At 69.2% G+C, this 20,100-nt stretch carries 18 protein-coding genes and 1 pseudogene; 11 read left to right on the top strand and 8 right to left on the bottom strand.

Annotation, left to right across the window (positions count from 1 at the left end; translation table 11 throughout):
- Window positions 1-104: 104 nt before the first annotated feature.
- The 6 genes from V1318_RS05500 to V1318_RS05475 all read left to right on the top strand — a co-directional run bounded on the left by V1318_RS05500 (window position 105) and on the right by V1318_RS05475 (window position 9,097).
- Window positions 105-2,123, top strand: coding sequence for a CshA/CshB family fibrillar adhesin-related protein (locus tag V1318_RS05500; RefSeq protein ID WP_332938445.1), 2,019 nt, complete (start codon window positions 105-107; stop codon window positions 2,121-2,123).
- Window positions 2,124-2,346: 223 nt separating this feature from the next.
- Window positions 2,347-4,218, top strand: coding sequence for a Calx-beta domain-containing protein (locus tag V1318_RS05495; protein WP_332938443.1), 1,872 nt, complete (start codon window positions 2,347-2,349; stop codon window positions 4,216-4,218).
- A 184-nt stretch (window positions 4,219-4,402) separates the two neighbouring features.
- Window positions 4,403-5,674, top strand: coding sequence for an efflux RND transporter periplasmic adaptor subunit (locus V1318_RS05490; protein ID WP_332938441.1), 1,272 nt, complete (start codon window positions 4,403-4,405; stop codon window positions 5,672-5,674).
- 116 nt (window positions 5,675-5,790) lie between these two features.
- Complete coding sequence (locus V1318_RS05485) at window positions 5,791-6,480, top strand: ABC transporter ATP-binding protein (RefSeq protein ID WP_332938439.1); 690 nt, start codon at window positions 5,791-5,793, stop codon at window positions 6,478-6,480.
- 142 nt (window positions 6,481-6,622) lie between these two features.
- Window positions 6,623-7,780, top strand: a complete 1,158-nt coding sequence (locus V1318_RS05480) for an FtsX-like permease family protein (protein WP_332938437.1) — start codon at window positions 6,623-6,625, stop codon at window positions 7,778-7,780.
- A 12-nt stretch (window positions 7,781-7,792) separates the two neighbouring features.
- Window positions 7,793-9,097: an ABC transporter permease gene (locus V1318_RS05475; protein ID WP_332938435.1), complete on the top strand. Its 1,305-nt coding sequence runs from the start codon at window positions 7,793-7,795 to the stop codon at window positions 9,095-9,097.
- A 189-nt stretch (window positions 9,098-9,286) separates the two neighbouring features.
- On the opposite strand, the gene rarD is transcribed toward V1318_RS05475, so the two are convergent.
- The 3 genes from rarD to V1318_RS05460 are packed head-to-tail and all read right to left on the bottom strand — an operon-like array spanning window position 9,287 to window position 11,734.
- Entirely contained in the window at window positions 9,287-10,198 is a 912-nt protein-coding gene (rarD, locus tag V1318_RS05470; RefSeq protein WP_332938433.1) for an EamA family transporter RarD, read from the bottom strand.
- Window positions 10,195-11,133, bottom strand: coding sequence for a drug/metabolite exporter YedA (gene yedA / locus V1318_RS05465; RefSeq protein WP_332938431.1), 939 nt, complete (start codon window positions 11,131-11,133; stop codon window positions 10,195-10,197). Before yedA ends, rarD begins: the two co-directional genes overlap by 4 nt.
- Before the next feature lie 43 nt (window positions 11,134-11,176).
- On the bottom strand, window positions 11,177-11,734 hold the full coding sequence (locus V1318_RS05460) for a GNAT family N-acetyltransferase (RefSeq protein WP_332938429.1): 558 nt from the start codon (window positions 11,732-11,734) through the stop codon (window positions 11,177-11,179).
- Between the two features lie 80 nt (window positions 11,735-11,814).
- Here V1318_RS05460 and V1318_RS05455 point away from each other — a divergent pair, with 80 nt between their 5' ends.
- A complete protein-coding gene (locus tag V1318_RS05455) occupies window positions 11,815-12,315 on the top strand; it encodes an Lrp/AsnC family transcriptional regulator (RefSeq protein ID WP_332938427.1) in 501 nt (166 codons plus the stop codon).
- A 182-nt stretch (window positions 12,316-12,497) separates the two neighbouring features.
- On the opposite strand, the gene V1318_RS05450 is transcribed toward V1318_RS05455, so the two are convergent.
- The 5 genes from V1318_RS05450 to V1318_RS05430 form a co-directional block, all read right to left on the bottom strand.
- Window positions 12,498-13,334 carry a methylated-DNA--[protein]-cysteine S-methyltransferase gene (locus V1318_RS05450; RefSeq protein ID WP_332938426.1) on the bottom strand — a complete coding sequence of 279 codons (837 nt, stop codon included), beginning with the start codon at window positions 13,332-13,334 and terminating at the stop codon, window positions 12,498-12,500.
- A 190-nt stretch (window positions 13,335-13,524) separates the two neighbouring features.
- A complete protein-coding gene (locus V1318_RS05445) occupies window positions 13,525-15,711 on the bottom strand; it encodes a carboxy terminal-processing peptidase (RefSeq protein ID WP_332939004.1) in 2,187 nt (728 codons plus the stop codon).
- A 304-nt stretch (window positions 15,712-16,015) separates the two neighbouring features.
- Window positions 16,016-17,050: a lipoyl synthase gene (gene lipA / locus V1318_RS05440; protein WP_332938424.1), complete on the bottom strand. Its 1,035-nt coding sequence runs from the start codon at window positions 17,048-17,050 to the stop codon at window positions 16,016-16,018.
- Window positions 17,051-17,203: 153 nt separating this feature from the next.
- Window positions 17,204-17,884, bottom strand: coding sequence for a lipoyl(octanoyl) transferase LipB (lipB, locus tag V1318_RS05435; protein ID WP_332939003.1), 681 nt, complete (start codon window positions 17,882-17,884; stop codon window positions 17,204-17,206).
- Window positions 17,884-18,162 carry a DUF493 family protein gene (locus tag V1318_RS05430; protein ID WP_332938422.1) on the bottom strand — a complete coding sequence of 93 codons (279 nt, stop codon included), beginning with the start codon at window positions 18,160-18,162 and terminating at the stop codon, window positions 17,884-17,886. The genes lipB and V1318_RS05430 overlap by 1 nt, the downstream gene beginning before the upstream one ends.
- 126 nt (window positions 18,163-18,288) lie before the next feature.
- On the opposite strand from V1318_RS05430, the gene V1318_RS05425 reads away from it, so the two are divergent.
- The 4 genes and pseudogenes from V1318_RS05425 (at window position 18,289) to V1318_RS05410 (ending at window position 20,060) form a co-directional block, all read left to right on the top strand.
- The gene (locus V1318_RS05425; RefSeq protein ID WP_332938421.1) at window positions 18,289-18,765 is read left to right on the top strand and encodes a hypothetical protein; all 477 of its coding nucleotides are present in this window, start codon (window positions 18,289-18,291) and stop codon (window positions 18,763-18,765) included.
- An 11-nt stretch (window positions 18,766-18,776) separates the two neighbouring features.
- Window positions 18,777-18,883, top strand: a pseudogene (locus V1318_RS05420) (aminoacyl-tRNA hydrolase); the annotation flags it as partial.
- A 140-nt stretch (window positions 18,884-19,023) separates the two neighbouring features.
- Window positions 19,024-19,227 (top strand): hypothetical protein, encoded by a 204-nt coding sequence (locus V1318_RS05415; RefSeq protein WP_332938420.1) that lies wholly within the window; start codon window positions 19,024-19,026, stop codon window positions 19,225-19,227.
- A 197-nt stretch (window positions 19,228-19,424) separates the two neighbouring features.
- Window positions 19,425-20,060, top strand: coding sequence for an HAD family hydrolase (locus V1318_RS05410; protein WP_332938419.1), 636 nt, complete (start codon window positions 19,425-19,427; stop codon window positions 20,058-20,060).
- Window positions 20,061-20,100: the final 40 nt, after the last annotated feature.

Genomic DNA, 20,100 nt, shown 5'->3' with positions numbered 1-20,100 from the left:
CGCCTTGGGCCGAGTCTGTGACCGCCGTCACTAATGACTAGCCGGCCGGCAGCAACCAGCGACCGCGGCACCGCCGCGGCCGCCGGCATCCAACGGGGATTCTGGTGAAAACGATACGTCTGGCTCTGACGCTGGCGCTGGCTTGCGCCGCGCTGCTCCCGCAATTCGCGCACGCTCAGTTCGCCACCGGCGGCACCGGCCTGCATCGCTCGCGCATCTTCTGGGTCGACTGGGGCAACAACGGCCAGAACGTCTACAGCGGCGCGACCATCACCCGCGGCTTCAACATCGGCACGCCGGCGACCACCGCCAACCGGCTCGATATCACCTGCACCCTGTCGAACGCGAACACCACCGCCGGCACCCAGGGCCTGTTCGTGTACACCCCCGGCAGCTGGCAGGGCGACGGCCTGGACGAGCTGTACAACATTGGCGGCAACCAGCCCGGCACCGGCACCAATCCCAACACCCTGTCGGTGGGCCTGCGCGTCAACGGCGGCTCGACGGTGGAGTTCGACTTCAACTGCTCGGCGACCCTGGGCGGCGCGCCGTTCGCGCTGACCGGCCTGGTGTTCGCCGACGCCGAGGCCAGCGGCGGCAGCGAATACGTGGCCGCGCGCCTGACCAGCGGCGGCACCCTGCGCGTGATCGACCAGATCAGCCAGTGCGGCAGCTCCAGCACGGTCAACGTGATCGCCGGCACCCCGCAGGAAGTGCGCTTCAACGGCCCGACCGCGCCGCAGAACAGTTGCGAAAGCAACGCCACCGCCAGCCTGCGCGCGGGTCCCTCGCTGGTCGGCTTCGTCGACGGCGCCACCGGCGCGCGCGTGATCGCGCGCGGCGGCGGCGTGTCCGCGGTCGCGGTGGGCGCGGTGCTGGAACTGGAATTCTCCGAGGCGATCCCGGCCAGCTACGGCATCGCCGCGCACGTGCTCAACTCGGCCTGGACCGGCGGCGTCGCCGCCAACGGCGTCAATTTCAACAACCCGGCCAACCTGGCGACCCTGATCTACAACGCGCGCCTGGGCGCGACCGTATCGCCCGACGTCGACGCCACCGGCGCGGTCGGCGGCAGCGACGTCGACGCCCTGCCCAAGACCACCGGCCCGCTGGGCGCCGGCTACGCCAACGTGGCCGCGCCCAACGCGCTGCCGGGCGGCAGCTACACCATCGCCAACGTCGCCTGCGTCGGACCGGCGCAGGTACGCGGCTGGATCGACTTCAACGGCAACGGCGTCTTCGACGGCGCCGAGGCCTCCAATGCCGCCGCCTGCGCCGCCGGCAGCGGCAGCGTGTCGCTGACCTGGACCCTGCCCACCGGCGGCGGCTACGTCGCCCAGCCCACCAGCCACCTGCGCCTGCGCCTGGCGCCGGCCCTGAGCGGCGTCGCCGCGGCCACCGGCGTGTCGACCAACGGCGAAGTCGAGGACTATCGCATCGCGCTGCCGGCGCTGGTCCCCAGCCTGCGTATCGGCAAGATCAGCCAGACCCAGACCGGTACCTTCAACTTCACCGCGACCAACCTCAGCAGCGCCGCCTTCGCGGTGACCACCACCGCCTCGGCGACCCTGGCGACCTCGGCCAGCGCCAACGTGAGCTCGACCGCGGCGGTGGTGACGATCACCGAGGCCGTGCCGGCCGGCTGGACCATCGCCAGCGCCAGTTGCAGCGACGCCAATGCGGCGATCACCGGCAACCCGGCCAGCTTCGGCAGCCTCGCCGGCGCGGTGCTGACCGTGCCGACCAGCGCACTGCGCGCGCGTGCCGACATCACCTGCACCTACAACAACCGTCTGCTCACCGCCGACCTGGCGATCAGCAAGTCCGAGGTCGGCGGCGCCAGCGCCTTCACCCCCGGCGCGACCAGCACCTACACCTTGCAGGCCTGCAACAGCGCCGGTCCGGACGCGGCCAGCGGCGCCAGCATCAGCGACCCGCTGCCCAGCGGCGTGCGCCTGACCGGGCCCTGGAGCTGCAGCGGCAGCGGCGGCGGGGTCTGCCCGGGCAGCGGCGGCGCGCTCGACGACACCGCGGTGGCGGTGGCCGGGATCGATCTGCCGGTCGGGGCCTGCGTCAATGTCAGCGTGCCGGTCCGTTTCAGCCCGAACGCGAGCGACTACTGAGCCGTCCTGGCACGCTCCTGACGCTCAATACCACCTTTCCTGAGCAACAAATGCGCAAATTGCGCTGAGGCAGTACGCTACGGAACAGCAGCCGAGGATGGCCGCGCCGTGGCCGCCGCTACGTGATCCCTGAAAGCGCCCCGCGCATCGGGGCCAACGGCGGCAGCTGCAGATTCGCATGCCGGCACCAGCGCCCTGGCGCCGGGTTCAGGGAGGAAGAGGAATGCTGGATCATGCAACGCGCCGTCTCGGCGTCTTGGGCTTGGCCTTGGCCGCGGCGGCGTTCGCACCCGCCGCAGGCGCGCAGGTCCAACGCACTTTCGTCAATCTGGGTTTCGAGCAGCCGGTGCTGACCGGCAGCAGTTGCTACCTGATCGTCTCCTCCAGCGTGGTGCCGGGCTGGAACACCGACCACCCCTCCAACCTCGTCAGCGGCAGCTGCACCCTGGCCGGCCAGCCCAACGGCGCGGCCATCACCGGCCCGATCGAGATCTGGCGCGGCCCCAGTTTCAGCAGCGTGCCGCCGCGTTCGGGCAACCAGCATGCCGAACTCAATGCCTACGTCGCCTCGCGCCTGTCGCAGACGATCTGCCTGACCAACGGCGAGCGGGTGGACTGGAAGCTCAGCCACCGCGGCCGCAACAGCGCGATCACGCCCGACGTCATGAACTTCACCATCGACAGCACCGCCAACACCGTGGCGGTGCTGTCCAGCACCACCGTGGCCGGCGGCGTCCCGGTCTGCCTGGACAGCGGCAGCGTCGACAACCTCAGCTGCACGGTCGGCGCCGGCGGCAACGGCTGGGCCGACTACTCCGGCAGCTTCAACTGGAACGGCACCAGCGGCAATCACAATTTCGGCTTCCAGGCCGCAGGCGGCAGCGGCTCCGGCAACTTCCTCGACGACATCCAGATCACCCTGCGGCCCTATCTGGAATTCGATCCGGTCACCTACTCCACCCGCGAAGGCCAGGCCGTGCCCTCGCTGCCGACGATCCGCATCACCGGCACCGTGCCGGCCGGCGGCATCACCGTGTTGGTCAACGTCACCGGCGGCAGCGCGACCGCGGGCAGCGACTACAGCGCCGGCGCCAACGTCAACGTCCTGATTCCCGCCGGCACCTACGACGACAACCGCTTCCCGATTCCGATCGCCATCCTCGACGACAGCGTGATCGAGGACAACGAAACCGTGCTGGTGCAGGTGCTGCCCGACGCCGCCGCCTACACCCTCGCCTCGACCACCACCTGCGGCAGCGCGGCCGTGCAGAACACCGCCACGCTCACCATCGTCGACAACGACGTCGACCTGCTCACCAGCAAGACCATCACCGGCAATCCCACGCCGCCCGCCGGCGGCAGCACCCAGTTCACCGTCAGCTATCGCAACAACACCGCACGCCCCACGCTCGGCGATCTCACCGCGCACGATGCGATCGCGACCATCGCCGACGCGGTGCCGGCCGGCCTGACGTTCACCAGTTGGACCTGCGCGGCCAGCAACGGCGGCGTGTGCCCGGCGGCCAGCGGCAGCGGCGCGATCGCGGGCAGCGCGACCTTGCCGGCCGGTGCCGGCGGCGCGGCCGGCGGCCTGATCACCTACACCATCAACGCCACGCTGGGCGCGGCGCAATGCACCGCGGTCGACAACGACGCCAGCATCGCCACCAATGCGCCGCTGGCCGAAGGCAGCGCGGCGCAGGCCGGATACACCACGCCCGTGCCGGGCGGCAGCGCCAACAACGCCGCCAGCGCGACGGTCGATCCGCTGTGCGCCGACCTCACCATCAGCAAGAGCGAAGCCGGCAACGCGACCACCTACACACCGGGCGCTGCCACCACCTACACCTTGCTGGCCTGCAATCAAACCGGCCCCGACGGCGCCAACGGCGCGACCATCAACGACACACTGCCCAACGGCGTGACCCTGACCGCGCCATGGACCTGCAGCGGCACCGGCGGCGGCAGCTGCCCGGCCAGCGGCGGCACGATCGGAGGCAACGCGGTCGCCATCGCCGGCATCAATCTGCCGGTCGGCGCCTGCGTGAGCGTGCTGGTGCCGGTGATCTTCGATCCGAACCCGGCGTCGTATTGAGGCCGGCCGATACCCGTGCGCCGGCTCGCCCCCGGGCTCGCCGGGCACCGCAAGCGCCGTTGTAACAAGATGTTACGCAGGCGCGCGCCGGCTCGGACTGCTGACAGAAACTGACTTCCGGCAGGTTGGCACATCCAGCATGCTGCGGTCACACTAGCCGCTGTTTCGCGTCTAGTGTCCGCATATGAATGCTTCGGCTGATCTGTTAAAGGAACTACGCATAGACCGGAGCGCGCCGCCACCGGCGTCCGGGCCGGGTCGCGGCTTGTGGATCGCGCTGGGCGCGGTCGGCCTGATCGCGGTCCTCGGCGTCGCGGGTTGGGCGGTGTTCGGCCGCAACGCGGCGCCCGAAGTCAAAACCGCCACCGCGGTCGCGGTCGGCAACGGCGGCGGCAGCGCCTCGGTGCTGGACGCCACCGGCTATGTGGTCGCGCGGCGCATGGCTACGGTCTCGGCCAAGATCACCGGCAAGGTGCGCGAGGTCCTGATCGAGGAAGGCCAGCGCGTCGAAGCCGGCCAGATCATGGCCACGCTGGACCCGATCGACGCCGACGCCGAACGCTCGCTGGCCGACGCCCAACTCGGCGCCGCGCAGAGCGACACCGTGCGCGTGCAGGCCCAGCTCAAGGAAGCCGAAATCAACGCCAACCGCCTGTCCGCCCTGGTCAAGCAGCAGCTGGTGTCGCGCGCGCAGTACGACCAGGCCGTGGCCGAGCGCGATTCGCTGCGCGCGCAGTTGCTGACCGCGCAGCGCAACGCCAAGGTCGCCGGCGGCCGCCTGCGCATCGCCGACCTGGGCGTGGACAACACCGTGGTGCGCGCGCCGTTCGCCGGCGTGGTCACCGCCAAGGCCGCGCAGCCGGGCGAGATCGTGTCGCCGCTGTCGGCCGGCGGCGGTTTCACCCGCACCGGCATCGGCACCATCGTCGACATGGACTCGCTGGAAGTCGAAGTCGACGTCGGCGAGGCCTTCATCGGCCGCGTGCAACCGAAGATGCCGGTCGAGGCCACGCTCAACGCCTATCAGGATTGGAAGATCCCGGCCGAAGTGATCGCGATCATTCCGGCCGCCGACCGCGGCAAGGCCACGGTCAAGGTGCGCATCGCGCTGAAGGTCAAGGACCCGCGCATCGTGCCCGACATGGGCGTGCGGGTGAGCTTCCTGGAAGCGGCCAAGCCGGTCGCCGCCGATCGGCCCAAGCCCGGCGTGCTGGTGCCGGCGGCCGCGATCGTGAAGCGCGAAGGCGCCGATGTCGCCTTCGTCGTCGAAGAAGACCGGGTCCGCCAGCGCGCCCTCAAGATCGGACGCAGCCTCGGCGACGATCGCGAGGTCACCCAGGGCGTGTCCGGCGGCGAAACCGTCGTGCTGGACCCGCCCGAGGGCTTGAAAGACGGCGCGCGCGTGCGCGTGGCCGGCGAGTCGGCCGGTGACGAATCCGCCCCCAGCAGCGAATAAGGTTTAAAGCCGGGATTCGAGAGTCGGGATTCGGGATTGGTTGAAGCCGATACCGCCTTTGCGAATCCCCAATCCCGACTCCCGATTCCGGTTTCACAATTGCGAGGAAGTCCAAGATGGATACGCTGGTTTCGATCCGCAACCTCAAGAAGACCTATCAGCGCGGCCCCGAGAAGGTCGAAGTGCTGCATGGCATCAACCTCGACATCCCCAAGGGCGATTTCGTCGCGCTGATGGGCCCGTCGGGCTCGGGCAAGACCACCCTGCTCAATCTGATCGGCGGCCTGGACAACCCCAGCGACGGCGAGATCGAGATCGAGAACCAGCGCATCGACCGCATGAGCGCCGGCCAGCTCTCGCAGTGGCGCAGCAACCACGTCGGCTTCGTGTTCCAGTTCTACAACCTGATGCCGACCCTGACCGCGCAGAAGAACGTCGAGCTGCCGCTGCTGCTGACCAAGCTCAACGCCGCCCAGCGCAAGCGCAACGCCGAGATCGCGCTGCAGCTGGTCGGCCTGGCCGAGCGCGGCAAGCACCGCCCGAACGAGCTTTCCGGCGGCCAGCAGCAGCGCGTGGCGATCGCGCGCGCGATCGTGTCCGACCCGACCCTGCTGATCTGCGACGAGCCCACCGGCGATCTGGACCGCCAGTCGGCCGAGGAGATCCTGGCCCTGCTGCAGTCGCTCAACCGCGACCACGGCAAGACCATCGTCATGGTCACCCACGATCCCAAGGCGGCCGATCACGCGCGCCGCACGATCCATCTCGACAAGGGCACGCTCGCGGCCAACGGCGGCGCGCACTGAGATCCGCACGCCCTCTCCCGCGGGAGAGGCAGCGGGGCGACGGCCAGCGCACAGGCGCGGCCCGCACCCCGACCCGGATTCTCATCCGCTCCTCGAGCCGCTTCTCCCGCGTGGGGAAGGAAACACCTAAAGGAAAGCAGACATGAAATACCTGCACCTGATCTGGGCCGCATTGTTCCGAAGCAAGACCCGCACCCTGCTGACCCTGTTGTCGGTGGTGGCGGCGTTCCTGCTGTTCGGCATGCTCGACTCGGTCCGCGTCGCCTTCAATTCCGGCGGCAGCGTCGCCGGCGCCGATCGCCTGGTCGTGGCCTCGCGGCTGTCGATCACCCAGATGCTGCCCTACAACCTGCTCAGCCAGATCGAGTCGCAGCCGGGCGTGAAGAAGGTCGCCTACGCGGCCTGGTTCGGCGGCATCTACCAGGACCCGAAGAACTTCTTCCCGAACTTCTCGGTCAGCCCGGACTATCTGGAGCTGTATCCGGAGTACGTCGTTCCGGCCGACCAGGTCAAAGCCTGGCAGGCCGATCGCCAGGGCGCGATCGTCGGCGCCTCGCTGGCCAAGCGCCACGGCTGGAAGGTCGGCGACACCATCCCGCTGCAGGCCACGATCTTCCCGACCAAGGGCAGCAACGACTGGCCCTTGAAGCTGCGCGCGATCTTCGAGATCAAGGACTCCAAGCGCAAGGGCGAAGAGAATCAGTTGCTGTTCCACTGGAAATACTTCGACGAGTCCAACGACTACGTGAAGAGCCAGGTCGGCTGGTACATGGTCAAGCTGGCCGATGTGAACCAGGCCACCCGCGTGGCCAAGGGCATCGACGCGCTGTCGGAGAATTCCGACCACGAGACCAAGACCCAGACCGAGCAGGCCTTCAACCAGTCCTTCGCCAAGCAGTTCGCCGACATCGGCCTGATCGTCACCGCGATCATGGGCGCGGTGTTCTTCACCCTGCTGCTGCTGACCGGCAACACCATGGCCCAGGCCGTGCGCGAGCGCATTCCGGAACTGGCGGTGCTCAAGACCATCGGCTTCAGCGACCGCAGCGTGCTGGCGTTGGTGCTGACCGAATCGATCCTGCTGATCGTGATCGGCGGCACCCTCGGGCTGGGCATCGCCGCGCTGCTGATGCCGGGCGTGAGCGCGGCCAGCGGCGGCATCATCCAGCTGCCGACCGTGTTGCCGCAGACCTGGCTGTTCGGCGTGGGGCTGATGATCGCGATCGGCATAGCGGTCGGCTTGATGCCGGCGCTGCGCGGCATGCGCTTGAAGATCGTCGATGCATTGGCCGGCCGCTAAGGAGAGATCGCGATGAAATACCTGATCAATTTCGCAATCGTGGTCCTGCTGATCGTCGGCCTGGCCGTGTGGGTGTTCCTGCCCTGGTACGCCGTGCTCGGCATCGTCGCGGCCTTGTTGCTGTGGCTGTTCCTGAGCAAGCGCGGCCAGCAGACCCTGGCGGTGGCCGGCGTGGGCATCTCCAGCCTGCCGCAGCGCTGGGGCGCGTCCTCAGTGATCGTGATCGGCATCGCCGGCGTGGTCGGCGTGCTGGTGGCGATGCTGGCGATGGGCGAAGGCTTCCAGAACACCCTCAAGCAGACCGGCAGCGACGATACCGCGATCATCCTGCGCGGCGGCTCGCAGGCCGAGACCAACTCGGTCATCACCCGCGACCAGGTGCCGCTGATCTCGTCCCTGGCAGGCATCGCCAAGGACGGCAACGGCCGCGCCCAGGTCTCGCCGGAGCTGTCGCAGGTGATCAATCTGCCCACCGTCAGCGACGGCAGCGACGCCAACGCGCAGCTGCGCGGCGTCGGCGCCGAAGCCTGGTCGCTGCGGCCCAACGTCAAGATCGTGAAGGGCCGCAAGTTCGGCGCGGGCCTGCGCGAACTGATCGCCGGCCAGGGCGCGGCCAAGCAGTTCCGCGGCCTGGAGGTGGGCAAGCAGATCGAGCTGGCCAATCAGAACTGGACCGTGGTCGGCATCTTCGCCGCCGGCGATTCGCACGACTCCGAGCTGTGGGCGGACGGCGAAGTGCTGGCCTCGACCTATCAGCGCAGCGCGTTCCAGTCGGTGACCGTGAAACTGGCCGGCAAGGACGGCTTCAAGCAGCTCAAGGGCGCGCTGGCCGCCGATCCGCGCCTGAAACTGGACGTGCAGACCACCCACGACTACTACGCCAAGCAGTCCGAAGGGCTGACCAAGCTGATCAAAGTCCTGGGCACGGTGATCGGCGCCATCATGGCGATCGGCGCGGTGTTCGGCGCGCTCAACACCATGTACGCGGCCGTCGCCGGCCGCGCGCGAGAGATCGCGACCCTGCGTGCGCTCGGTTTCCGCGGCGTACCGGTGGTGATCGCGGTGATGCTGGAGACCATGCTGCTGGCGCTGATGGGCGGCCTGCTAGGCGCGGCCCTGGCCTGGCTGGTGTTCAACGGCTACCAGGTCTCGACGCTGGGCAGCAATTTCAGCCAGGTGGTGTTCCAGTTCAAGGTCTCGCCCGAACTGCTGTGGAGCGGCCTGAAATGGGCGCTGGGCATCGGCCTGGTCGGCGGCCTGTTCCCGGCCCTGCGCGCGGCGCGCCTGCCGGTGACCACGGCGCTGCGCGCGGCCTGAGCGCGGATCGCAACACGCAGGATCGACGAGGCGCCGTTCGCGGCGCCTCGTTCGTTTTGGGGCATCCATGCGTGCCTTGGCGTAGGAGCGGCGTAAGCCGCGACCCGGCGTTCGACCTGCGTTGCGACTTTCGCCGCGGCTGCGGGTTCGCCGTCGCGGCTTACGCCGCTCCTACCCAAGGCAGCGGGCTCAAGCGGCGGCTGGTACCGCCTGCCGGCGCGTACGCCACACACCCTCGGCGGCGAAGATCAGCAGGCCGATCCAGATGAACACGAAGCCGATCAGGCGCGAGCGGTCGAAGGGTTCGTGCAGCACCAGCACGCCGATCAGGAACTGCAGGGTCGGCGCGATGTACTGCATCAGGCCGACCACCGACAGCGGCACCCGCCGCACCGCGTAGGCGAAGCCGATCAGCGGCAAGGCGGTCAACGCGCCAGCCAGAATCAACAGCAGGCCCAGCCCCAAGCCCCAGCCGTCGAAAAAACCGCCCTGGCCGTGGCTTTCGCCCCACAGCAGCACGCCCAGCGCGGGCAGGAACAGGTAGACGCTTTCGATGCCCAGGCCGGTCACGGCTTCCACCGCAACCAGTTTGCGGATCAGCCCGTAGGCGGCGAACGACAGCGCCAGCCCGATCGCGATCCACGGCGCCTGCCCGTATTGCCAGGTCAGCCAGCCCACGCCGGCCGCCGCCATCGCCACCGACAGCCATTGCACGCGGTTCATGCGTTCGTGCAGCAGGGCCACGCCCAGCACCACGTTGACCAGCGGATTGATGAAATAGCCCAGGCTGGTCTCGATCACGTGGCCGGCGTTGACCGCCCAGATGTACAGGCCCCAGTTGAACGCGATCAGCACGCCGCTGAGCGCCAGCATCGCCGCCTTGCGCGGCTGCGCCCACACGCCGCGCAGCCAGGCCCCACCCTGCTTCCATGACAGCCAGGCCGCGACCATCACCGCGCTCCAGACGATGCGGTGGCCGACGATCTGCAGCGACGGCACCGCCTTGAGCAGATGCCAGTACAGCGGCATCAGTCCCCACAGCACGAACGACGCGGCGGCGATCCACAGCCCGCGCCGTCCTTCCGCCTGCGCCGGGGTCATGCCGGCGGCTCGTTCGTCGGCGCGGGAGCCGGCGCACGCGCCGCGCGCGCCTTGGCCAGGGTAATGATGACCACGCCCACCAGGATCACCGCCATCGCGCCCAGGTCGTGCGAGCTGAAGCGCTCGCCCGCGAGCAGGGCGCCGAACAGCACCGCGATCGGCGGATTGACGTAGGCGTAGCTGGTCGCCAGCGCCGGGCGCACGTGGTGCAGCAGCCAGATGTAGGCGGTGAAACCGAAGATCGAGCCGGCCACCACCAGGTACAACAAGGCGCCGGTGGCGCTGGCGCTGGGCATCGCGCTCATGCGCTCGCCGGTGATCGCGGCCGCGCCCAGCATCCACACGCTGCCGGTCAGCATCTGCGCGCTGGCGGCCATGAACGGCGACGGCAGGTCCTGGTCGCGGCTCCAGATCGAGCCCCAGGCCCAGGCGATCGGCGCGATGATCAGGCACACCAGCCCGAGCGTGGAACCCGACAAGGCGCTGCCGGCGTTTAGCCAGATCACGCCCAGGAAACCGATCACAAGCCCGACCCATTCGATCTTCGACGGGTGGCGGCCGCGCAGCATCGCGAACACGCCGGCGAACAACGGCATCGAGGCCACCGCGATCGCGGCCAGGCCGGAGCCGACCTCGGTCTCGGCCAGGTTCACTAGGCCGTTGGACAGCAGCACCATCCAGATCGACAGCAGCCACAGGGTGCGCCATTGCTTGCGCGTCGGCGGCGCGGTGCCGCGCCAGCGCAGCACGGCGTACATCAGGGCGCCGGCGGTGAACATGCGCAGCGCGCCCAGGATGAAGGGCGGGTAGCTTTCGAGCGCGAAACGGATGGCGAGGTAGGTCGAGCCCCACAGGATGTAGACCGAGGCCAGAGCGAATGCGACCGCGATCGCGCCGGGGGCCAGTCTTGCTGCGGTGGGTGAGGCGGCGCTCATGCGGCTGGGGTTCCGTGGGGGGAGGAAGGGGAGATCGGCGGTGTCAGGCGGATCGATGCACGCAGACCGCGGTGCGGCAGCTGCCGACCTGGCGCCGCACCGGGTCGTGGAAGGTGTCGACGACGAGGAAGCCGGCTTTGCGCATCATGCCAGCCGAGCCCGCGTTCTCTTCGTGTCGCTCGGCATAGCACTCGCGCAGGCCGCGCCCGCGCAACTGCGCCATCGCCTCGTGCAGCAAACGCGCGCCGAGGCCGGCGCCGCGATGGTCGCGATGCACGACCACCTCGCCGATGTGGCCATGGCGCGCGCGCTCGCGGCCGGCGCTCTGGTAGCAGGCGAAGTCGTCGCTGTCGGCGTAAGTCGCTACCGCGACCAATGCATCGTCCGCACTGGCCAGCACCGCATCCACACCGTTGCCGATCAGGCGCAGGTGATCGGACAGCGCGGGTTCGGCGAGGTAGTTCCAGGGACTGGGGCCGTGCTCGCGGATCAGCGCGTGGATGGCGGCGATGTCCGCGGGCAGGGCCGCGCGCAGGCCGTAGCGCTCGGCGCCGGCGCGGACAGGGGGAGCGGTGGGGGCGAGGCGCGGCATGCGGCTCATCAAGAATTTGATCCGATCAGCGTATCGGGGCGGCAGGACAGGCGATTGAAAATTCGCCCGCCTGGACGCAAAATTTTTGCATGGCCCGCACCCCCCTCGCGCTGGACGAACTCGACCACAAGCTGTTGGCGCTGCTGCAGCGCGACGCCGCGGCCACGCTGACCGCGCTGGGCGACGCGATCGGGCTGTCGCCCAGTGCGGTGCAGCGCCGCCTCACCCGCTATCGCAAGCACGGTCTGCTGCGCCAGGTCGCGCTGCTGGACCCGATCGCCCTGGGCAGCACGCTGGCGGCGGTATGGGTGACGATGGAACGCGAGTCGGCCAGCCGCCACGCCGCGTTCTACGCGCGCATGCGCGCCGCGCCCGAGGTGCAGCAGTGCTATGTGCTCGCCGGGCAGTGGGACTACCTGGTGATCCTGGCCACCACCGGCGTCGCCCATTGCCGCCAGGTCGCCGACCGGCTGTTCCTGGACGAGGGCAATATCCGGCGTTACGAAACCCATCTGGTGTTCGACGTGGTCAAGCATGGTCTGGAGCTGCCGACTCGGGATGCGCCGAAGGCGACGCGCAGGCGCAAGTAGGCTGGGGATGCGCAGGACGCGGTAGCCGGGTGGCTACCAGTTGCGGTGTCTGCGGCGGCGAGCGCGTGACGCGATCGCGGCTCACGCCGCTCCCACAGAAGGCCCAAGCTGGGTTAGACGCGTCGTACTTGCTCCCTGTGGGAGCGGCGTGAGCCGCGATCGCCCTGCCCGCGCAAGTCCGGCTACGCCGCACGCTCGCGCTGCAGCAGTTTTTCCTTCAGCGGCAGGCCCCAGCGGTAGCCGCCCAGGGAACCGTCGCCGCGCACCACGCGGTGGCAGGGCACCACCACCGCGACCCGGTTGCCGGCGCAGGCGCGCGCGACCGCGCGCGCGCTGCCCGGCGCGCCGATCGACTCGGCGACCTGCGCGTAGCTGCGGGTCTGCCCGGCCGGGATCTTCATCAGCGCGTCCCAGACCTTCTTCTGGAAGGCCGTACCGAGCAGGTCCACCGGCACCGCCTGGGCCTGGCCGCCGAGGGTGTCGGCGACCGCGCGCAGGCGCGGCGCCAGGAACTCGTCGCGGCCGGCGTCGACGCGCTCGAGCTGGGCCTGCGGAAACTCGGCGCGCAGCTTGGCCTCCAGCGCGGCGGCATCGTCGCCCAGTTCCACCATGCACACGCCGCGTTCGGTGGTCGCGACCAGGGCCGTGCCCAGCGCGGTGCGCGCCAGGCTCCAGCGGATCTGCTCGCCGGCGCCGCCGGCGCGGTAGCGCGCGGGCGTCATGCCCAGGCGCGCCGCGCCGCCCTCGTACACGCGCGAGGGCGAGCCGTAGCCGGCGTCGTAGAGCGCGGCGCTGACGTCGCTGCCTTCGCGTAGCGCGGATTTCAGGGTGCCCAGCTTGCGCTGGGCCAGATACTCGGCCGGACTGATCCCGAACCGCGCCGTGAACCGGCGCTGCAGATGCGAGGCGCTGAGGCCGACCGCGGCGGCCAGCTCGTGCAAGCTCGGCTCGCCGGCGTCGAGCAGGGCGCGGGCGTGGTCGAGTTTGTCGGCGGGAGTGAGATCGCGGAGGGGGGTCATGGCGTTCATGGCCTGCAGGGTACGGCCGCCGGCACGGGCGCGATATCCGATTCTTGCACCCTGCCCGCGCCCGCGTCAGCGCGGGTTCCGGCGGCGCGCATGCCCTGGGAAGGCCCGAGACCGGGCCGGAAACGACGAAGGCGCGCCCTTGCGGAGCGCGCCTTCGCCGGTATCGCCGTCGCGGCGGGCCTCAGTCGGCCCAGTGCCCCGGCTTGTTCGCGGTCGGCAGCACCTGCGCCGACAGCTGACGGTCGTCGTTGAGCAGGCGCACCGCGTCGGCCAGGATCGAGGCCGATTCGCGCAACAGCGGATCCGGACGCTTTTCGGCGGCCTTCTCGCGCGCCACTTCCTGGGCCAGGTTGCGCTCGCTGGACTGCAGGCCGTCGTCGCCGTTGTCGTCGGCCAGCGGATCCAGATCCAGGCCCATGGTCTTGCGCTCGGCCTGGCGCTGCTTGCGCTTGCTGTCGTCGCGATCGCGCTCGGCGCGGCGCTCGGCCTCGTTGAGCGTGATCGACTTCTTGGCGCGCTCCTCGCGGAACTCGGTCACGTCCTGCGACCACCACTGGAATTCCTTGTCGCTGGCGACGCGGCTGTCGTGCAGGGCCGACAGTTTGGGCAGCAGCGGCGCGAAGTTGCCGTAGCGCACGTGCGGCACCGCGGCGATCTTGGTCCAGGGCAGCGCGTTGTCGTAGGTGCTCTCGCCGTACTCGCTGGCGTCGACCGAAGCCGGGAACGACAGATCGGGCACCACGCCCTTGTTCTGGGTCGAACCGCCGCTGACGCGGAAGAACTGGGCGATGGTCAGCTTGACCTGACCGAAGCGCGGGCCTTCGTTGGCCGGCCAGCGGTCCAGGTCGAGCATGTTCTGCACGGTGCCCTTGCCGAAGGTGGTCTCGCCGATGACCAGGCCGCGGCCGTAGTCCTGGATCGCGCCGGCGAAGATCTCCGAGGCCGAGGCCGAACCGCGGTTGATCAGCACCGCCAGCGGACCTTCCCAGGCGATGCCGGAATCGTCGTCGCCGTTGACCTCGATGCGGCCGCCGGACTGGCGCACCTGCACCACCGGGCCGCGGTCGATGAACAGGCCGGTGAGTTCGATGGCTTCGTCCAGCGAACCGCCGCCGTTGTAACGCAGGTCCAGCACCACGCCGTCGATCTTGTCGGCGCGCAGCTTGGTCAGCAGCTTGCTGACGTCGCGGGTGGCCGAGGCGTAGTCGGCGTTGTTCTTGCGGCGGCCTTCGAAGTCCTGATAGAAGCCGGGCAGCTTGATCACGCCGATGCGCTTGGCCGGCGCGCCGTCCTTGGCCGGGATGGTGATGATCTCGGACTTGGCGGCCTGGTCTTCCAGGCGCACCTTGTCGCGCACCAGCACCAGGCGGTTGGGCTTGCTGTCCAGGCCGGCTTCGGCCGGGATCACGTCCAGGCGCACCTTGGTGCCCTTGGCGCCGCGGATCTTGGCGACCACGTCGTCGATGCGCCAGCCGATCACGTCTTCCATTGCGCCGCTGTCGCCCTGGCCGACCGCGACCACGCGGTCGCCGGCCTTGATCTTGCCGGAGTTGCCGGCCGGGCCGCCGGGCACGATCTCGCGGATCGCGACCACGTCGTCCTGCTTCTGCAGCACCGCGCCGATGCCTTCCAGCGACAACGACATGGTCATGTTGAAGTTGTCGGCCGACTTGGGCGTGAAGTAGTCGGTGTGCGGATCGATCGCGTTGGCGTAGCTGTTGACGAAGGTCTGGAACACGTCTTCGCTCTTGAGCTCGGAAAAGCCCTTGGCGAGATTCTGGTAACGCTTGTCCAGGGTCTTGCGGATGTCCTCGGGCTTCTTGCCGGCCAGCTTCAGGCGCAGCCAGTCGTTGCGCACCGACTGCCGCCACAGCGTGTCCAGCGCGGCGGTATCGGCGGCCCACGGCGCCTTTTCGCGATCGAACTCGAAGCGGTCGTTGCCGTCGAAGCTGAAGATGTCCTGCTTGAGCAGCGCCCGCGCGTAGTTCACGCGTTCGTCGACGCGCTGCTTGAAGGTGGCGAAGATCGCGTAAGCCGGGCTCAGGTCGCCGCCGCGGATGGCGTCGTCGAGCTTGGTCTTGTAGGCGTCGAACTTGGCGATGTCCTGGGCGGTGAAGTACTGCTTGCCCGCGTCCAGCGATTCCAGATAGCGCTTGTGCATGTCCGCCGACAGCGCGTCGTCGAGCGCGCGCGGACGGTAGGCGTAGCGACTGTCGGACAACACGCCGTAGACGAGCTTGGCGGCGGTGGCCTGGTCGGCGGTCGGCGCGTTGGTCAGCGCGTTCGGGGCGCCGCCCGCATCGGCACGCGCGAGCAGCGCGAGCGGGGCGGTCAGCATGAAGGCGAACAGAGTGGTCTTGGCGGTCATCGCAGGGGTCTTCATGGCCGAGCTTGGCCTAGGCGTCGAGGATGTAGCGGGATTGGACAAGACCACAGTGCCGAAAGTTGCCGCGGCTGTCACGCGCGGCGGTAACGATTTCCGGCATCCGGGCGCGGATGGCGTTCAGATTCGCGGCGCCGGGCGTTAGAGGGGCGTTAGCCGGGCGTTATCGCGGCACACCGGGGCGGCCCCGCGCTGGACGACAGGCAGGCAGACCCTGCCTGGAAGGGCCATGGGGAGGCTACGGCAGGGGCGGCCGATCCGGGCGGCCTGAGGCCGGCCCGGGACGCCCTCAGGCGGCGGCGAAGCCGGCTTCGATGGCCTGGCGGTCGGCGTGGTAGGACGAGCGCACCAGCGGGCCGGAGGCGACGTGGGTGAAGCCCAGCGCCATGCCGTAGAGCTCGAGCTCCTTGAACTCGTCCGGGGTCCAGTAGCGCAGCACCGGGTGGTGATGCGGGGTCGGCTGCAGGTATTGGCCGATGGTGATCATGTCGACGTCGTGCGCGCGCAGGTCGCGCAGGGTCGCCTGGACCTGCTCCATGGTCTCGCCCAGGCCCAGCATGATGCCGGACTTGGTCGCGACCTCCGGGTGCTGGGCCTTGAACTTCTGCAGCAGGGTCAGCGACCACTGGTAGTCGGCGCCCGGGCGGACGTTGGCGTACAGGTCCGGCACGGTCTCGACGTTGTGGTTGAACACGTCCGGCGGATTGGTATTGAGGATCTCCAGCGCGCGCTCCATGCGGCCCTTGCCGCGGAAGTCGGGCGTGAGGATCTCGATCTTGGTGCGCGGGCTTTCGCTACGGACCGCCGCGATGCAGTCGACGAAGTGCTGGGCGCCGCCGTCGCGCAGGTCGTCGCGGTCGACGCTGGTGATGACCACGTACTTCAGGCCCATGTCGGCGACGGTGCGGGCCAGATTGGCCGGCTCGCTCGCGTCCGGCGGCTTGGGGCGGCCGTGGGCGACGTCGCAGAACGAGCAGCGCCGGGTGCAGACCTCGCCCAGGATCATGAAGGTCGCGGTGCCGTGGCTGAAGCACTCGTGGATGTTCGGGCAGCTGGCCTCTTCGCAGACCGTGACCAGGCGGTTCTCGCGCAGCTTGGCCTTGAGCTGGGCGACCGAATTGCCCGAGGGGATGCGCACGCGGATCCAGGACGGCTTGCGCAGCACCGGCGCGTCGACGAACTGCACCGGCGAGCGCTGGATCTTGTCGCCGCCCAGTTGCTTGGCGCCCGGGGTCATGGTGGTGGACTGCAGCACCGCCGGCGCGTCGGACGCGCCACCGCCGACGACGGTGAGCGGGATGGTCTTGGAGGCGGGATCGGTCATGGCGCTGCGTTAACTCTTGTCGTTTAGCCCCCTCTTCCCAAGTGCGAAAGAGGGCTGAGGCGAGGGCGGGACCGCGACGATCGCGGCGGCTGGCGGAGTCGCGCGCCCTCATCCGCCCTTCGGGCACCGCTCCCGCAAGCGGGAGCGGGAAAATCAGAAGCTCAACGGCTCGGCGGTTTCCACCGTCAGGCCGAACTGCCGGGCCAAGTGATCCACCAGCACCGGCTTGACCGCGTCCAGCCCGGACGGGCCGCCCAAGTCTACCACCGAGGTCACCTGCAGCCCCTGGTAACCGCAGGGATTGATGCGCTGGTAAGGCGACAGGTCCATGGCGATATTGAAGGCCAGGCCGTGGAAGGTGCAGCCGCGCCGGACCCGGATGCCCAGCGCCATGACCTTGGCCCCGGCCACGTAGACGCCCGGCGCGCCGTCCTTGCGGGCGCCCTCGATGTTCCACTCGGCCAGGGTGTCGATCACCGCCTGCTCGATCCGGTCCACGTACTCGCGCACGCCCACCTTGAGCCGGCGCAGGTCCAGCAGCGGGTACAGCACGATCTGGCCGGGGCCGTGGTAGGTGACCTGGCCGCCGCGGTCGACGTGGATCACCGGGATCTCGCCCGGCATCAGCACGTGCTCGTCCTTGCCGGCCTGGCCCAGGGTGAACACCGGCTCGTGCTCGACCAGCCACAGTTCGTCGGGGGTGTCGGCGTCGCGGGCGTCGGTGAAGGCCTGCATCGCGCGCCAGACCGGCTCGTAAGGCTGGCGGCCCAGGTCGCGCAGTTGCGCGGCCGGCGGGCCGCGATCGCCGCCCAGCACCGCCGCCACGGCGTCGATTACAGCGTCCACTTCACTTCCGGGTGGTCGCGCAGCACCTGGTGGGCCAGGTCGTACTGGGCGCGGTCGGCCGCGCGGAAGCTGATCCGCACCGAGACGTATTTGCCGCTGCTGGAGTGCTTCCACTGGATGGTTTCGGCTTCGACCTCGATGCCGGCGTCCATCAGCAGGCGCGGCAGTTCGCGCTCCAGCCCGGCCTCGGCCGTGCCCATGGCGCTGAGCTCGAAGGTGCCGGGAAACTGGAAGCCGTGGTCGGGGTTGTCGGATTGGATGTCCATGCGCGAATTATGGGTCCCGGGGCCGCCGAACCCAAGCCGAGCGCCCGGCCGCAGCGTTCCTGCGGTGAAACGACGGCGGCCGCGGATTCGCGACTGCTAGGCTGGATGCCAATCGCCGGAACGCCCATGGACGCCCCCACCGACCCGATCGCCGCGGCCTATGCGGCCCCGCGCAGCGCCGTGCTGACGGCCGACGCCGCCAGGCGCCCCAGCACCGCATGGTGGCTCTACTTCGCGGCGCTGGCTTTGTTGTTGTCGTTTTTCTTGGGCAAGACTGCGTACGCATGGGCGACGGCCGGCGTTCCGCCCTGGCCCGCCCGCGTGGGCCAACTGATCGCTCCCCTGTGGCTGACCTGTGGCCTGGCGGGCCTGTACGGCTACATCCGCGCACGGCGCACCGGGCCCTGCTGGCTGTGGCAGGTCTATCTGGTGCTGAGCCTGATGCTGCTGGTGCTCGTGCTCGGGCTGCAGTCCCTGCTGGTATTCGCCCCTGGCCAGGAACCGCTGAATATCGGTACCGTGCTCGGCTTGATCGGGTCCGCGTTGGTCGTGCCGCTGCCGCTTGCGCTGAATCGCTACGTCGCCGACTACCAGCGGCTTTGAATGGGCCTCCGCTGCTCAGGCACGGCAAGTTCCACCGCCTGCGCGTGGCATCGGCCATCGCGGCCACAAGGACAAGGTCACTCCGTGGGTGTTGGAGCGTCCCGGCCGCGACGACGAGGGATGGACGGCGCAACGCCTGCCACGCCGCGAGCCGCCGTCAACGCGGGGCCTTGCTAGGCTCGAATTCGGGGCGTTCACCCGAACTTACGCGGGCTGCGCCAGTCAAATCGGACGCGCCGGTCCGCGGAGGCCGCAGAAATGAATATCGCATCGCTGTGGTGGGGACTGCTGTTCGGCTCGATCGGGCTGGGTTATTTCATCTACGGCAAACGCCAGGGCGCGCCGGTGCCCTTGCTGTGCGGGCTGGGCCTGATGGTCTTTCCCTACTTCGTCTCCAACAACTGGGCGATGGCGCTGATCGGGACGACGCTGGCGGCGATTCCGTATTTTCTTCGGATCTAGGCGGTCGCACGCCGATGCCGCTGCCGGATCGTTGCGCGGCCGTAGGATGCGGAGCCGGATCATGGCTCGGCCGTAGGATGCGGTTCGCTGCGCTCACCGCATCCTAGGTTGACTGCGGATCGACGCGCGTGCCGAGTCTGAGCTAGGCTCGAACGCATGCTCCTCCATCGCGCTCGCCGCACGGGCGTGCCAAGACCATGCCGCCACGCCATCTGCTCGTGCTCGACCTCGACGAAACGCTGATCCATGCCAGCGAAGTCGAACTCGATCGCGCCGCGGATTTCCGCGCCTGCGGTTATCACGTCTACCGTCGCCCGCATCTGGCCGAGTTCATCGACTACGCCCTGGGCCGCTTCGAGGTGGGCGTATGGACCTCGTCCGGGCGACGCTACGCCGACGCGATCGTGGCCGAACTGTTCCCGGCCCAATCGCTGCATTTCGTCTGGGCGAGCGAGCGCTGCTCGATCACGCGCGACTGGACCACCGGCGAATACCTCAACCGCAAACCACTGAAGAAGCTCAAGCGCCGCGGCTATCGCCTGGAGCAGGTCATCGCCGTGGACGACACACCATCCAAGCATGCCTACAACTACGGCAACTTGGTGTGCGTGGAGGAGTATCTGGGCGCCAACGCCGGCGACGACGAGCTGCTGTGGCTGATGCGCTACCTCGATCGGCTGTCCGGGGAGCCGAATGTGCGCCGGATCGAGAAGCGGCGTTGGCGGGAGCGGCTGCAGCGGGAAATGCCGGGCGACGGCGACCCGGATCCGCAGCCTCATCGCGACGATGGGGTTGCGATCGCGGCTCACGCCGCTCCCACAGGAAGCGGCTGAGCGCAGCAACGAAAAGGCCGGCTTGCGCCGGCCCTTTCAT

Origin of the sequence: Lysobacter sp. CCNWLW3, from assembly GCF_036697405.1 — a bacterium.
GTDB lineage: Bacteria > Pseudomonadota > Gammaproteobacteria > Xanthomonadales > Xanthomonadaceae > Lysobacter.
This window is presented reverse-complemented; position numbering and strand designations above follow the sequence as displayed.